This is a genomic window from Paenibacillus sp. FSL H7-0323 (assembly GCF_038002725.1).
Taxonomy (GTDB): Bacteria; Bacillota; Bacilli; order Paenibacillales; family Paenibacillaceae; genus Paenibacillus_AQ; species Paenibacillus_AQ odorifer.
The window spans coordinates 5,061,682-5,075,880 of sequence record NZ_JBBODB010000001.1; the positions used below are offsets into that span (position 1 = coordinate 5,061,682).

At 44.8% G+C, this 14,199-nt stretch carries 14 protein-coding genes and 1 tRNA gene; 13 read left to right on the plus strand and 2 right to left on the minus strand.

The genetic code is table 11. The features are described from left to right. Positions 1-43 precede the first annotated feature (43 nt). From MHH89_RS22920 to MHH89_RS22945, 6 genes are all read left to right on the plus strand, one after another. The gene (locus MHH89_RS22920; protein WP_169744815.1) at positions 44-991 is read left to right on the plus strand and encodes a gluconeogenesis factor YvcK family protein; all 948 of its coding nucleotides are present in this window, start codon (positions 44-46) and stop codon (positions 989-991) included. 45 nt (positions 992-1,036) lie between these two features. After that, positions 1,037-1,966 (plus strand): DNA-binding protein WhiA, encoded by a 930-nt coding sequence (gene whiA, locus MHH89_RS22925; protein WP_036687104.1) that lies wholly within the window; start codon positions 1,037-1,039, stop codon positions 1,964-1,966. A 97-nt stretch (positions 1,967-2,063) separates the two neighbouring features. Beyond that, positions 2,064-2,333, plus strand: a complete 270-nt coding sequence (locus tag MHH89_RS22930; RefSeq protein ID WP_036687106.1) for an HPr family phosphocarrier protein — start codon at positions 2,064-2,066, stop codon at positions 2,331-2,333. 169 nt (positions 2,334-2,502) lie between these two features. Further along, a complete protein-coding gene (locus MHH89_RS22935) occupies positions 2,503-3,258 on the plus strand; it encodes an SIMPL domain-containing protein (protein WP_076126857.1) in 756 nt (251 codons plus the stop codon). Positions 3,259-3,383: 125 nt separating this feature from the next. Then, complete coding sequence (locus MHH89_RS22940; protein ID WP_076307318.1) at positions 3,384-4,487, plus strand: PdaC/SigV domain-containing protein; 1,104 nt, start codon at positions 3,384-3,386, stop codon at positions 4,485-4,487. 111 nt (positions 4,488-4,598) lie between these two features. Next, entirely contained in the window at positions 4,599-5,237 is a 639-nt protein-coding gene (locus MHH89_RS22945; RefSeq protein ID WP_076126860.1) for a GDSL-type esterase/lipase family protein, read from the plus strand. 89 nt (positions 5,238-5,326) lie between these two features. Here MHH89_RS22945 and clpP read toward each other — a convergent pair whose 3' ends face one another. Both clpP and MHH89_RS22955 read right to left on the minus strand, forming a co-directional pair. After that, positions 5,327-5,923, minus strand: a complete 597-nt coding sequence (clpP, locus tag MHH89_RS22950; protein WP_036687113.1) for an ATP-dependent Clp endopeptidase proteolytic subunit ClpP — start codon at positions 5,921-5,923, stop codon at positions 5,327-5,329. 193 nt (positions 5,924-6,116) lie between these two features. Beyond that, a tRNA-Arg gene (locus tag MHH89_RS22955) sits at positions 6,117-6,191 on the minus strand. A 268-nt stretch (positions 6,192-6,459) separates the two neighbouring features. Between MHH89_RS22955 and MHH89_RS22960 the strand changes: the two genes are divergently transcribed. The 7 genes from MHH89_RS22960 (at position 6,460) to secG (ending at position 14,084) form a co-directional block, all read left to right on the plus strand. Then, positions 6,460-7,512 carry a sugar-binding transcriptional regulator gene (locus MHH89_RS22960; RefSeq protein WP_076126862.1) on the plus strand — a complete coding sequence of 351 codons (1,053 nt, stop codon included), beginning with the start codon at positions 6,460-6,462 and terminating at the stop codon, positions 7,510-7,512. A gap of 113 nt (positions 7,513-7,625) precedes the next feature. Then, complete coding sequence (gap, locus tag MHH89_RS22965; RefSeq protein WP_036687120.1) at positions 7,626-8,636, plus strand: type I glyceraldehyde-3-phosphate dehydrogenase; 1,011 nt, start codon at positions 7,626-7,628, stop codon at positions 8,634-8,636. Positions 8,637-8,752: 116 nt separating this feature from the next. Next, positions 8,753-9,934, plus strand: a complete 1,182-nt coding sequence (locus tag MHH89_RS22970; RefSeq protein ID WP_036687122.1) for a phosphoglycerate kinase — start codon at positions 8,753-8,755, stop codon at positions 9,932-9,934. A gap of 26 nt (positions 9,935-9,960) precedes the next feature. Beyond that, on the plus strand, positions 9,961-10,713 hold the full coding sequence (tpiA, locus tag MHH89_RS22975; RefSeq protein ID WP_076126864.1) for a triose-phosphate isomerase: 753 nt from the start codon (positions 9,961-9,963) through the stop codon (positions 10,711-10,713). A gap of 1 nt (position 10,714) precedes the next feature. Next, positions 10,715-12,259, plus strand: a complete 1,545-nt coding sequence (gene gpmI, locus MHH89_RS22980; protein ID WP_076305439.1) for a 2,3-bisphosphoglycerate-independent phosphoglycerate mutase — start codon at positions 10,715-10,717, stop codon at positions 12,257-12,259. A gap of 73 nt (positions 12,260-12,332) precedes the next feature. Beyond that, positions 12,333-13,619, plus strand: a complete 1,287-nt coding sequence (gene eno, locus MHH89_RS22985; protein WP_036687130.1) for a phosphopyruvate hydratase — start codon at positions 12,333-12,335, stop codon at positions 13,617-13,619. 231 nt (positions 13,620-13,850) lie between these two features. After that, entirely contained in the window at positions 13,851-14,084 is a 234-nt protein-coding gene (secG, locus tag MHH89_RS22990) for a preprotein translocase subunit SecG (RefSeq protein ID WP_076126868.1), read from the plus strand. Positions 14,085-14,199: the final 115 nt, after the last annotated feature.

The following is a 14,199-nucleotide window of genomic DNA, read 5'->3' on the forward strand; positions in this document are numbered from 1 at the left end:
CATAGTGGCTGAAGAACAAAGACAGCGTCCACGTATCGTCGTTATGGGCGGTGGCACGGGGTTATCTGTTATGCTTCGTGGTTTAAAAGAGAAGCCATTAGATATTACTGCTATTGTTACCGTTGCCGATGATGGGGGAAGCTCAGGTATTTTGCGCAGTGAACTGCAAATGCCTCCTCCTGGGGACATCCGCAACGTATTGACAGCTATGGCTGATGTTGAGCCGCTCATGGCAGAGATTATGAGATACCGTTTCAACACGGGTGAGGGACTAGCTGGTCATAGTCTCGGCAACTTGATTCTTGCTGCGCTCACGGATATATCCGGCGATTTCGTTACAGCTGTACGGGAGCTCAGTCGATTATTCGCTGTTCGCGGCCGGGTATTGCCTGCGGCCGGTGAGGCTGTAATCCTGCATGCAGAAATGTCGGACGGCACGATTATCACGGGGGAGTCCAAAATCCCTGAAGCTGGCGGGATCATCAGACGAGTGTCCTTGGAGCCGCCAGATGTAGAACCGTTGCCCGAAGCGCTTGAGGCGATTCGGAATGCAGATGCGATCCTGCTGGGTCCTGGCAGTCTGTATACGAGCATTCTTCCCAACCTGCTTGTTCCGAAACTGGCAGAAGCGGTTGTATCTTCGAATGCTATCAAAATTTTCGTCTGCAACGTAATGACTCAGCCGGGTGAAACGGATAACTATACCGTCAGCGATCATCTTCAAGCTGTATATGATCATATCGGGATCGATTTATTCGATTATGTTATTGTTAATGACGGTGAGATTCCGGAACAGGTCCAGACGAAGTACGCCGAAAAGGGCGCGCGCCCGGTGCAGCTTGATAAAGAAGCGCTGGATGGCAATGGATACAAGGTTATAGCCGATAAACTGGTTTTATTCCGAACTTATTTGAGACATGATACCGATAAGCTTAGTCATCACATTTATCAGCTTGTGCAGGATTGGATAAACAGAAACCCTAGGGTATAACTTATAGATGAGAACGAAGTACTTATCAAGAAAGAGGTGAGACCCTTGTCTTTTGCGGCCCTTACCAAAAAAGAGCTGACGATGGTGGAGAGTGAACCCTGCTGCGAGAAGGCGGAAATGTCAGCGCTTATCCGTATGAATGGATCTGTGCAGCTTTCAAGCAAAAAGGTTATTCTCGACATTTCGACGGAGAACGCCGCGATTGCAAGGCGGGTATATTCTTTACTTAAGAAATATTACCAGGTCCATATTGAGCTACTCGTGCGTAAAAAAATGCGTTTGAAGAAAAATAACGTCTATATCGTCAGAATCCCAAACCGTGTACAAGAGATCCTAAAGGATCTTAGAATTGTGTCGGAAGGATTTATTTTTACCGATGGTATTGATGATGAGATTGTTGGGAATAACTGCTGCAAGCGTGCTTATTTACGCGGTGCCTTTCTGGCTGGCGGATCGGTTAATAATCCGGAAGGCTCCTCCTACCATTTGGAGATTTCCTCGATGTATGAGGAACATTGTAAAGCATTAGTGGATCTGGCTGGGGAATTCCACCTAAACGCACGCTGTATTGAACGTAAAAAAGGGTTCATTCTTTACATTAAAGAAGGCGAGAAGATTATTGAATTCTTAAGTTTGATTGGAGCGCATCAGGCGCTGTTCAAATTTGAGGATGTAAGAATTATGCGCGATATGCGTAATTCCGTGAATCGGATCGTGAACTGCGAGACCGCAAATCTCAACAAAACAATAAGTGCTGCGGTGCGGCAGATTGAAAATATCAAGCTGTTGCAGCGAGAAATGGGACTGGAGAATTTGCCGGATAAACTGCGTGAAGTAGCAGAAATTCGAATGGCGCATCCAGATATCAACCTCAAGGAGGTTGGTGAAATGCTCAAAGGTACAGTCAGTAAGTCGGGAGTAAATCATCGGCTTCGTAAGATTGATGAGCTGGCGGACAAGGTTCGAGGCGGCTAATTACTTTTTTTCTAGTGTGGTTTACGTTATAATGATATAATAATATAAAATTAATGTGAAACTTTTGGGGAGAACTCAATTAGGGGGTAAGCGTTTCATGACAAAGCACCCGGTAGTTGTTCGGTTGAAGACAGGGCTTCATGCCCGACCGGCAGCATTGTTTGTGCAAGAAGCTAACAAGTTTTCGTCGGAGATTTTCGTGGAAAAAGATGATAAAAAAGTAAATGCTAAAAGTATTATGGGGATTATGAGCCTCGCTATCAGTTCCGGCACGGAGATTTACATTAGCGCGGACGGTGCGGATGCCGATCAAGCTGTAAACGCTTTGACAAGTCTGGTCAGCAAAGAAGAGCTTGAGAACCAATAATAGGAAGACAACATCGTTTCTGCTAGGAAGACTTTATTTATCGCATGACCAAAAGCCCTTCGGGGCTTTTTTTAATACCAAAAAATAGATGGAGAACGTGCAACATTTACCAAAAAGACTCGTCTAGAGGATAATAACAAATCACAAGAAATGAAAGGGGCTGGCAAATATGAAAGGTTTATTGAAGAAAATTGGTTCAGTGATGATCGTAGGGAGTTTGTTAATTGGAGGGATCAGCATGAGTGGTGTTTTCCAAGGTCCTGCAAAGGCTTACGCAGATGAAGTGCAGAAAAATGTCGTTAGTGTAGTAGGTAAAGGCGAATTGTCCCTCAAGCCGGATATCGTATACTTGTCCATCGGTGTGGATACTACGGCCACAACTGCGCAAGAAGCGCAGAAGACCAATGCCGCTAAAATTCAGAAGATTATGACTTTACTGAAGAATACTTGGAAAATTGCAGATAAAGATATTCAAAGCACGCAGTTTTATGTGCAACCCAATTATAGTTACAGCGAAAAAGAAGGACAGCAAGTGAAGGGGTACAACGCCAATCATACGCTGTTAGTGTCTTATAGAGATCTGACCAAGGTTGGTGAATTGCTGGACGCTGCATCTGCGGCAGGGGCGAATAATATCGGAAATGCACGTTTTTCTGTGGAAGATACTTCTGCATTTGAAGCTCAGGTGATTGAAAAAGCGATGGCGAATGCAGATGTTAAAGCAGGGGCTATTGCTAAGGCAGCTAAACGCAGCTTGGGTCAAGTGATCACGGTCAGCCAAAATGATGGCGATATCACTCCGGTTTATTTTGAACAGAATCTAAAAATGAATATGGCTGCAGCAGATGCTGGTGCAAGCACATCCGTGCAACCCGGAGTAGTTAAAGTTACAACTCAGCTGAGCGTAATGTATGAATTGAAATAGTATCAGAACAAGGTGAATGCAGAGAGGAGAGGTGTCTTCCACTAGTAATAGTGGGGGGCGCCTCTTTTTTTGTGTAAGTTCTCTACGATTCTGTTTAATAAATTGGAAAGGAGAGGAAAAATAAGATGATGAATATTATTTCAAAAGAATCAGCACGCAAATGGGGCATAGGTCTGATGTCAGCAGGTTTATTGTTTGGTGGAGGTCTGCTGCCCAGCGAAACGGGTTATGCAGCAGCTAGTAAAACGGAGAATATAGCTATTGATTCGCGTATCGTTTTAAAGGCAAACGGGATAAATTCGTTGCAGGAAGGTATTTTGAAGGAAGGACTGGCCTGGATTCCCCTAACTTTTATGCGAGATGTGTTGGGATTACCGCTTGTGTATGATAAGAAGGAAAATGCGTACATGATTGGAAAAGGATCGGCCAAGGCCAAGTTGATGTTATCCAGCTACGGTACTTCTGTGTGGGTGAACAACTATTTCATTCGAGAGTATGAAGGGAAGTTAATTAATAATCGCCTCTATGTTCCATCAGGATTGTTAAATGATTATATGGGTTATAAGGTAGATTGGAGTCGGGCCGCCAGTATGCTGAATGTGGTGAACAGACCGCAGAACGCGCTGACGGTAACCACGGAAACTTATGCTAAAGATCGGGCAGAAGCTTTTATTCAGCTTGATTATCCGAAGATCAGTGGATTGGGCAACTCCAGTGCGCAACAAGCTATTAATAATACTTTGAAGGAAAGTGTTATGAAATTCGCGGCGGGTGCAGAACAGGATATCTCCGATCGAGATGGAGCAGAGCCCAAATACACCTATGATTCAGGTTATGTAGTGACCTACAATCAGAATGGTGTGATCAGCATAGTGATGCATCAGTATAGTGATACGGGCGGCGCCCATGGAATGACTAACCGTGAAGCCTTCACCTTCTCGCTTAAGGATGGTAAGCGTCTACTGTTGGGCGACCTGTTTGGAGCTAATCCAAACTACAAAAAACAGCTGAATGCAAAGCTGAGCAAGCTACTGAAGGCAGAGGATAGTTATTTGGGAGGATTCAACGGATTGAATACGGAGAAATATTTCTATCTGAAGGACGACAAGGTTGTTCTGTTCTTCCAATTATATGAGTACACAGCGTATGCTGCAGGCTTCCCTGAGTATACTTTTAGTTTCAAAGAGCTTTTGCCGGATGGCAGTAGCCCGTTTGCTGGCATGAAATAAATGGAAACTCTTCGTCTCCGCTAATGTCGGCACAAGACATCTCCCCCTTACCAGAGTTGTCTCTTGTTCATATGCTAAAGGGAGTAACTAGTTTATGAACGGGGGAGAGCTATGGGCTACCAATATACTGCAATTGGCGATTCCTTGACGACTGGATTTGGTGCTCTGCCAGGTAACGGTTTTGTTCCGGTGTACCGTAGAATGGCAGAAGGGAGACTGCGGACTACTGTAGCCTCTACGAATTTAGGCGTGAACGGAATGACTACTTCAGAGCTGGAGCAGAGGCTGCGCGGAAATTCCATGATGCGTGAAGCCGTTCGAGAAGCCGATATCATCACTGTGTCTATCGGTGGTAATGATTTGATTCACGCGGCCAAATCAGCAGCAAGACAGCAAGGCAACTTATCCGCAGAACTGCGCAGATCGCTTCAGGAATGCAAACAAAATTTCTCTGCAATTATGAATATCCTTATACAATTGAAGGCGAGGACGCGTAGACCTTTTATCATTAGAATTGTGGGATTATATAACCCCTATCCTCAGGTGGTTGGTGCGACAGAGTGGGTCAGGCAGTTTAATCAATACGCAGCACAGTACAGCAGCCGAGTATGTGGATTTGCTTCGATTTACAGTGAGTTCGCAGGAAATGAGAGAGGGCTGTTATCCATTGATCATTTGCATCCGAATGGCCGGGGTTATCGCGTAATTGCCGAGAAGCTGGATGCGCTAGGTTATGGCGGGCTGGCTTAATTGGATTTAGGTCTTCTATAAAATATAAAGAGGCTGTGCTCTAACCATAACGGATAGAGCACAGCCTCTTTATATTTTTACTTTATAGCTTACACACCGCTAGGCAATGTCTTCTCGATTACTTTATCTACGATACCGTATTCAGCCGCGTCTGCAGCAGTCATGAAGTAGTCGCGATCTGTATCCTTCTCAATACGTTCTAGAGGTTGGCCCGTACGTTCTGCTAGAATACGGTTCAGCTTATCGCGCAATTTGAGGATGCGGCGGGCACGGATTTCAATGTCCGTTGCTTGACCTTGAGCACCACCCAGAGGCTGGTGGATCATGATCTCGCTGTTAGGCAGTGCGAAACGTTTGCCTTTGGCGCCAGCGTTTAGCAGGAAAGCTCCCATGGAAGCTGCCATACCCACACAGATGGTGGAAACGTCTGGTTTAATGTACTGCATTGTATCAAAAATAGCCATACCTGCAGTAATGGAACCGCCTGGGCTATTCACGTAAAGGTGAATGTCCTTGTCAGGATCTTCGGCAGCCAAGAACAGCATTTGTGCGATGATAGAATTGGCTACCACGTCATTAACCTCCGTTCCAAGGAAAATGATGCGGTCCTTCAGCAGGCGGGAATAGATGTCATAAGCGCGCTCGCCGCGGTTGCTCTGTTCTACTACCATAGGAATATAACTCACGTGGAAAACCTCCTTGATATTGGTTCTTCAAATGTATTCATTTTTACTCTTGCCGTATTACCCACATGATAAACAAATTCAAACAAAAAGTCAAAGAAAGTCAAACTTATATTCAAAAAAAAGAGCCGACAAGCGGCTCTTTGGTTAAGTAGTAGTATAGGCACTACTAAATTATGTGCAAAAATGAAATTAATGGCGCGCCCGCCAAGAATCGAACTTGGATCTCAGGCTTCGGAGGCCTACGTCATATCCATTGGACCACGGGCGCAACAAAAATGATTATAATACAATTTTTACACAATTGCAATGTAATATTAATACTGGACAAGCGCTCTAGGGACAGGCATCGGGCGCTATATCTTTTTCTGACCTTATTAATGTATAAGAAGACAAGCGCTTGAGAATTCTACTCTCGGAAGACTTGCGCTTCGAGCAATATTTGGTTAGAATATGGGTGGGACTTAAAAAGTTTACCCGGGACGTTTTGAGACCATGAACAAGGGAATAGAGGAAGACGAAGTTGCAGGAGTGAAAGTATGCGTAATTTATTAGATATCCAAAAGCAGCTTCTGCCTGATCTCATGGAAACCCTTAAGAGACGGTACACGATTCTTCATCAGATCATGCTGTCCGATATTATTGGGCGCAGAACGCTAGCCGCTTCGCTAGATATGACTGAGCGGGTACTGCGTGCCGAGACGGATCTTCTGAAATCGCAAGGGCTTATTGAGATCGAGAGTGTTGGCATGCGCATTAGCGCTGCTGGACGTAGACTGCTTGATTTGCTAGAGCCGGTTGTTAAGAGCCTATTTGGTCTGGATGAGCTGGAAGAGAAAATTCGAGCAACGTATGGTCTGGATAAAGTTATTGTAGTACCGGGTGATTGTGAGTCATCGCCGTTCACCAAACGAGAGCTTGGCCGAGCGGGTGCGAAAGCGCTGCTGAGTATACTTCGCGCAGATGATACAGTTGCCGTCACAGGTGGATCGACGCTTGCCGATATGGCTGATCAACTGGCACCGCCGTTGTCCCTTTCCTATAAGAACGCTTGGTTTGTTCCGGCGCGTGGAGGATTAGGAGAGAGTATGGAGATTCAAGCCAACACGATTGCCTCAACCATGGCAAAGCGGGTTGGAGCCAACTACCGGTTGTTGCATGTCCCTGATTTGCTTAGCGGGGATGCATACCAATCGCTGGCACTTGACTCTAATATTGGAGAGATTGTACAAACCATCCGTAGTTCGCGTATTATTGTACATGGGATTGGGGATGCCATTGAAATGACCCGCCGCCGCAAACTGGACGAGGCTACAGTCTCGGAAATCCAGGGTGAAGGGGCAGTGGCCGAATCTTTTGGCTATTATTTCAATGAAGAGGGTCAGGTTGTCCATACCATGCTTACGATGGGTCTACGTCTAGAAGATATTATCCGGACAGAGAAAGTCATCGGTATTGCAGGAGGCAAACCCAAGGCCAAAGCCATTCATGCCATGCTGCGTTTCGGGCAGGAGAATATTCTCGTCACGGACGAGGCTGCTGCAGTAGAAATAGGCAAGGAAATTGACAATCAACTACAGCTATCTTCGTAGTTTTTAGATTGCAGGCAATAACATACTTCTTGCATCATACTTAACATTGTTGTCATGACAGACCTCACCGTCTGTTTTGAATAAATAAAACGAATTCTAGGAGGAACTATTCAATGAGTGTAAAAGTTGGAATTAACGGTTTTGGACGTATTGGACGCCTTGCTTTCCGCCGTATTCAAAATGTAGAAGGTATCGAAGTGGTAGCAATCAACGACTTGACTGACGCTAAGATGCTTGCTCATTTGCTTAAATATGATACAACTCAAGGTAAATTCCAAGGTGATGTTGAAGTGCATGATGGCTTCTTCAAAGTCAATGGTAAAGAAGTTAAGGTTCTTGCTAACCGCAACCCTGAAGAATTGCCATGGGGCGACCTAGGCGTTGATATCGTACTTGAGTGCACAGGTTTCTTCACAACTAAAGAAGCAGCTGAAAAACACTTGAAAGGTGGAGCTAAGAAAGTAGTTATCTCCGCTCCAGCTACTGGCGACATGAAAACTGTCGTTTACAACGTTAACGATGACATTCTTGATGGTACTGAGACTGTTATTTCCGGCGCATCTTGCACAACTAACTGCCTAGCTCCAATGGCAAAAGTACTGAACGACAAGTTCGGTATCGTTGAAGGCTTGATGACTACAATTCATGCTTACACTGGCGACCAAAACACTTTGGATGCTCCACATGCTAAAGGTGACTTCAGACGCGCTCGTGCAGCAGCTGAGAACATCATTCCTAACACTACTGGTGCTGCTAAAGCAATCGGTCTGGTTATTCCAGAACTTAAAGGTAAATTGGATGGTGCAGCTCAACGTGTTCCAGTTGCAACTGGTTCCCTGACTGAACTTGTAACTGTTCTTGATAAGAGCGTTACTGTTGAAGAAATCAACGCAGCAATGAAAGCAGCTTCCGATCCAGACACTTATGGTTACACTGAAGATGAAATCGTATCTTCCGACATCAAAGGTATGACTTTCGGATCCCTGTTCGATGCTACACAAACTAAAGTATTGACTGTTGGCGACAAACAACTGGTTAAAACTGTTGCTTGGTATGACAATGAAATGTCCTACACTGCACAATTGGTTCGTACTTTGGAGAAATTCGCTAAAATCGCTAAGTAATTGACTTGATATAAGCAACATCTATAGAGCGGAAACAGAAATTCCTTGTTTCCGCTCTTTCTAAATGTATTTCTTGTTTCCTGCTAGAAACAATTTTGGGTGTGGAGGAATTAATCATGAACAAAAAAAGCGTCCGTGATGTAGAAGTAAAGGGTAAGCGCGTATTTGTACGCGTGGATTTCAACGTACCTGTAGAAGACGGTAAAATTACTGATGATACTCGTATTCGCGAAACACTTCCAACCATTAAATATTTGATCGAGAACGGTGCAAAGATCATTCTTGCGAGTCATATGGGTCGTCCTAAAGGCGAATTCGTAGATTCCATGCGTTTGACTACTGCTGCTGAACGTCTGTCCGAGCTCCTTGGCAAACCAGTAGCTAAAGCTGACGAAGCAATTGGCGAAGCTGTAAAAGCAAAAATCGCTGAGCTAGGCGAAGGCGACGTACTTGTACTTGAGAATGTTCGCTTCTACCCAGGTGAAGAGAAAAACGATCCTGAACTGGCTAAACAATTCGCTGAATTGGCTGATTTGTTTGTTAATGATGCGTTTGGTGCGGCTCACCGTGCACATGCATCGACAGAAGGTATCGCTCATTTCTTACCAGCTGTATCCGGTCTTTTGATGGAGAAAGAATTGTCCGTTCTTGGTAAAGCTCTTTCTAACCCAGAACGTCCTTTCACTGCGATCATCGGTGGTTCGAAAGTTAAAGACAAGATTGATGTTATTGATAACTTGTTGTCTTTGGCTGATAACGTCCTGATCGGCGGTGGATTGTCTTATACATTCACTAAAGCACAAGGCTTTGAAATCGGTAAATCACTAGTAGACAACGACAAACTTGACGTTGCTCTTGGATTCATCGAAAAAGCAAAAGCACTTGGTAAAAACTTCATGCTTCCTGTTGATGTTGTTGTTGCTGATAAATTTGGTGCTGACGCTAACACTAAGATCGTTGATTACAATGAAATCCCAGAAGGTTGGGAAGGACTTGATATCGGACCTAAGACTCGTGAACTTTATGCCGATATTATCAAGAACTCCAAGCTGGTTGTCTGGAATGGACCTATGGGCGTATTCGAAATCGATAAATTCGCTGAAGGTACACTTGCAGTAGCAAAAGCTTGTGCAACTACTGAAGGTTACACTGTTATTGGTGGCGGAGATTCCGCAGCAGCAGCAGAGAAATTCCACCTGGCTGATCAAATGGATCATATCTCCACTGGTGGCGGTGCATCCCTTGAGTTCATGGAAGGCAAGGCGCTTCCTGGCGTAGAAGCACTGAACGATAAGTAAGACCTAAGAAGGAGGCAACATAAGTCATGAGAACACCTATTATTGCAGGTAACTGGAAAATGTTCAAAACAGTTCCTGAAGCAGAAAGCTTTATTGCTGAAATTAAAGGCAAAGCAGAAGTAGAAGGCGTTGAGACTGTAATCTGCGCTCCATTTACTAACCTGCCTGCACTCGTAGCAGCTGCAAAAGGTACTGACATCAAGATTGGTGCACAAAACCTACACTTTGAAGATAACGGTGCTTACACAGGCGAGATCAGTGGTGTAATGCTAAGTGATCTTGGTGTGGACTATGTTATCATTGGCCACTCTGAGCGTCGTGCTTATTTTGGCGAAACGGATGAAATCGTGAATAAGAAAATGCATGCTGCATTCCGTCACGGAATTACTCCTATCGTATGTGTTGGCGAAAAGCTCGAAGAGCGTGAAGCTGATCAAACTAAAGCAGTATGTAAAGTACAAACTGAAGCTGCATTCCAAGGTCTTAGTGCCGAGCAAGCAGCAAAAGTTGTTATTGCATACGAACCTATCTGGGCTATTGGCACAGGTAAATCTTCCACTTCCCAAGATGCTAACGAAGTTATTGCTTACATCCGCAGTCTTGTAAAAGATCTGTATGATGCAGCAACAGCTGAAGCTGTTCGTATTCAATACGGCGGCAGCGTGAAGCCTGAGAATGTAACTGAGTACATGGGCCAAAGCGACATCGATGGTGCGCTTGTTGGCGGTGCCAGCTTACAACCGGATTCCTTCGTTCAATTGGTTGAGGGGGCGAAGTAAGATGTCAGCTCCAAAACCCGTAGCTTTGATCATCATGGATGGTTTTGGTTTGCGTGGAACGACAGAAGGTAATGCCGTTGCTCAAGCCAACAAACCTAACTATGACCGTTACCTGAAACAATATCCTAACACTACACTCACTGCTTGCGGTGAAGCTGTAGGCCTTCCGGAAGGGCAAATGGGCAACTCCGAAGTAGGGCATTTGAATATTGGTGCAGGCCGGATCGTTTATCAGGATTTGACTCGTATCGATAAATCGATTCGCGAGGGTGAGTTCTTCGATAACGAAACCCTGGTTAGCGCAGTTAGAAATGCTAAGAACACTGGCAAAAAGCTTCACCTTTATGCGCTTGTATCCGACGGAGGGGTACATAGCCATATTAACCACCTGTTTGCTATGCTTGACCTGGCTAAAAAAGAAGATATGCATGAAGTGTATATCCATGCTTTTATGGACGGTCGTGACGTAGCTCCTGATAGTGGGAAGAAGTTTGTCCAAGATCTAGTAGCTAAAATCGAAGAGGTTGGCGTGGGTACAATTGCAACGGTGTCCGGACGTTATTACGCAATGGATCGTGATAAACGTTGGGAACGTGTAGAGAAAGCCTACCGTGCTATGGTTTATGGTGAAGGCCCTAAATACACGGATGCTGTGCAAGCCATCACTTCATCTTATGAAAACTCGGTATTTGATGAATTCGTTGAACCTAGTGTAATTGTAAACAGTGAAGGCAAACCTGTAACGGCAGTAGAGAGCGGCGATTCCGTCGTATTCCTCAACTTCCGTCCTGACCGTGCTATTCAATTGTCACAAGTGTTCACGAATCAAGATTTCCGCGGTTTCGATCGTGGTCCTTTGTTCCCGCAAAACCTGCACTTCGTATGCCTAACTACTTTCAGCGAAACGGTACAAGGTTATGTAGCCTATTCACCGAAGAACCTGGATAACACATTGGGTGAAGTGCTTGTTCAACAAAACAAGAAGCAACTGCGCATCGCGGAAACTGAGAAATATCCGCATGTAACCTTCTTCTTTAGCGGTGGACGTGACGAGGAGCTTCCTGGTGAAACTCGGATCTTAATCAACTCTCCTAAAGTGGCAACCTATGATCTTCAACCTGAGATGAGCGCATACGAAGTGGCTGCAGCCTGCGTAGCGGAAATCGAAGCGGAAAGACAGGATGCTATCATTCTTAACTTTGCCAATCCTGATATGGTTGGACACTCCGGCATGCTGGAACCAACAATCAAGGCTGTAGAAGTGACGGATGAGTGTGTAGGTAAAGTAGTGGATGCGGTTGTTGCCAAAGGTGGCGTTGCCATTATTATCGCTGACCATGGTAATGCAGATATGGTATTTGACGAGAACGGTCGCCCGTTCACAGCTCATACAACCAATCCTGTTCCGTTCATCGTGACTACTGAGAATGTTGTATTGCGTGAATCCGGTATTCTTGCAGACGTAGCACCAACAATCCTAGATTTGATGGGACTTCCGCAACCTGCGGAAATGACCGGACAATCCATGATTGCTAGCCGTAAGTAAGGTAAGGTATAACGCCTTTGATTTTAAGCTATACAAGTAAGACCAAAACAATGTTAAAAGGAGATTAACTTACATGACTATTATTTCTGATGTATATGCTCGCGAAGTCCTTGACTCCCGTGGTAACCCTACTGTAGAGGTTGACGTTTATCTGGAATCCGGTGCTAAAGGCCGCGCTATCGTTCCTTCCGGCGCTTCCACTGGTGCTCACGAAGCTGTAGAACTTCGTGATGGCGACAAATCCCGTTACATGGGTAAAGGCGTTCTGAAAGCTGTTGAGAACGTAAATGAAATCATTGCTCCAGAAGTTATCGGTATGGACGCTCTTGACCAAGTGGGCATCGACAAATTGATGATTACTTTGGACGGAACTCCTAACAAAGGTAAATTGGGCGCTAACGCAATCCTAGCTGTATCCATGGCAGTAGCTCGTGCAGCTGCAGCAGCTTTGGATATTCCTTTGTACGTATACCTGGGCGGATTCAACGCTAAAACTCTACCAGTACCAATGATGAACATCATCAATGGTGGTGAGCATGCGGACAACAACATCGACGTTCAAGAGTTCATGGTTCTTCCTGTAGGAGCTCCAAGCTTCAAAGAAGCTCTTCGCACAGGTGCTGAAATCTTCCACAACTTGAAATCCGTACTTCAATCCAAAGGTCTGAACACAGCTGTAGGTGACGAAGGTGGTTTCGCACCGAACCTTGGTTCGAATGAAGAAGCAATCACTACAATCATCGAAGCTATTGAAAAAGCTGGTTACAAACCAGGTGTTGACGTATTCTTGGGTATGGACGTTGCTTCCACTGAGTTCTACAAAGACGGTAAATACACCCTTGCTGGCGAAGGTAAATCTTACACTTCCGCTGAGTATGTTGACCTTCTTGCTTCATGGGTTGAAAAATATCCTATCATCACAATCGAAGACGGTATGTCCGAAGACGACTGGGATGGCTGGAAATTGCTTACTGAAAAATTGGGCGACAAAGTCCAATTGGTTGGTGACGACTTGTTCGTAACTAACACTGAGCGTCTTGCAACAGGTATCGAAAAAGGTATCGGTAACTCCATCTTGGTTAAGGTTAACCAAATTGGTACATTGACTGAAACTTTTGATGCTATCGAAATGGCTAAACGTGCTGGTTACACAGCAGTTATCTCCCACCGTTCCGGTGAATCCGAAGATAGCACAATCGCTGATATCGCTGTTGCGACTAATGCTGGTCAAATCAAAACAGGTGCTCCTTCCCGTACAGACCGTGTTGCTAAATACAACCAATTGCTTCGCATCGAAGATGAGTTGGGTGAATTGGCTCAATACAACGGCCTGAAATCCTTCTACAACCTTAAAAGATAATCTGCTTTTATAGCAGACTTCGAAGACCCGCCGTTATGGCGGGTCTTTTTTATGATTTGAAGAAGATAGACTTTAATAGGTTTATCCTTATCTTGCAAGAAAAGCTACGACTTAACAGTCTAAGCTGTTGTATTACCGACAGCGCTATGATAAAATAAGAATACTGTTTATGTATCGTGATAACCTAAATTACCATAGATAGTGATGCTTAGGCGTAGGAGGTGGAAGTGAATGGATATCTTTTTGAAAGTTGTGCTCCTGATTTTTTCCGTCGGTCTTATTGCGGTCGTTCTTCTGCAAAAGGGGAAAAGCGCGGGTCTTTCCGGTGCCATCTCTGGCGGTGCTGAGCATCTCTTTGGTAAAACAAAAGCTCGTGGTATGGAGCTTGTACTACAACGTGTAACTGTTGGACTTGCTGCTGGTTTCTTCATCATGGCGATTCTAGCTGCTATTTTAATCGACTAAAAGATCTACCGTAAGCCCTCGCTCTGTTCTAAATGGAATAGAGCGGAGGCTTTTTTGTTATATTAAAAGGAGTTAAAAAGCACCTAAGGGTGCTTTTCTTTTCATATTCGCAAAG

Coding starts and splice junctions, on each gene's coding strand:
- MHH89_RS22945 (WP_076126860.1), top strand. CDS start 4,599: ATGGGCTACCAATATACTGCAATTGGCGATTCCTTGACGACTGGATTT.
- secG (WP_076126868.1), top strand. CDS start 13,851: ATGGATATCTTTTTGAAAGTTGTGCTCCTGATTTTTTCCGTCGGTCTT.
- MHH89_RS22940 (WP_076307318.1), top strand. CDS start 3,384: ATGATGAATATTATTTCAAAAGAATCAGCACGCAAATGGGGCATAGGT.
- MHH89_RS22960 (WP_076126862.1), top strand. CDS start 6,460: ATGCGTAATTTATTAGATATCCAAAAGCAGCTTCTGCCTGATCTCATG.
- MHH89_RS22970 (WP_036687122.1), top strand. CDS start 8,753: ATGAACAAAAAAAGCGTCCGTGATGTAGAAGTAAAGGGTAAGCGCGTA.
- MHH89_RS22930 (WP_036687106.1), top strand. CDS start 2,064: ATGACAAAGCACCCGGTAGTTGTTCGGTTGAAGACAGGGCTTCATGCC.
- MHH89_RS22935 (WP_076126857.1), top strand. CDS start 2,503: ATGAAAGGTTTATTGAAGAAAATTGGTTCAGTGATGATCGTAGGGAGT.
- tpiA (WP_076126864.1), top strand. CDS start 9,961: ATGAGAACACCTATTATTGCAGGTAACTGGAAAATGTTCAAAACAGTT.
- eno (WP_036687130.1), top strand. CDS start 12,333: ATGACTATTATTTCTGATGTATATGCTCGCGAAGTCCTTGACTCCCGT.
- MHH89_RS22920 (WP_169744815.1), top strand. CDS start 44: ATGGGCGGTGGCACGGGGTTATCTGTTATGCTTCGTGGTTTAAAAGAG.
- gap (WP_036687120.1), top strand. CDS start 7,626: ATGAGTGTAAAAGTTGGAATTAACGGTTTTGGACGTATTGGACGCCTT.
- gpmI (WP_076305439.1), top strand. CDS start 10,715: ATGTCAGCTCCAAAACCCGTAGCTTTGATCATCATGGATGGTTTTGGT.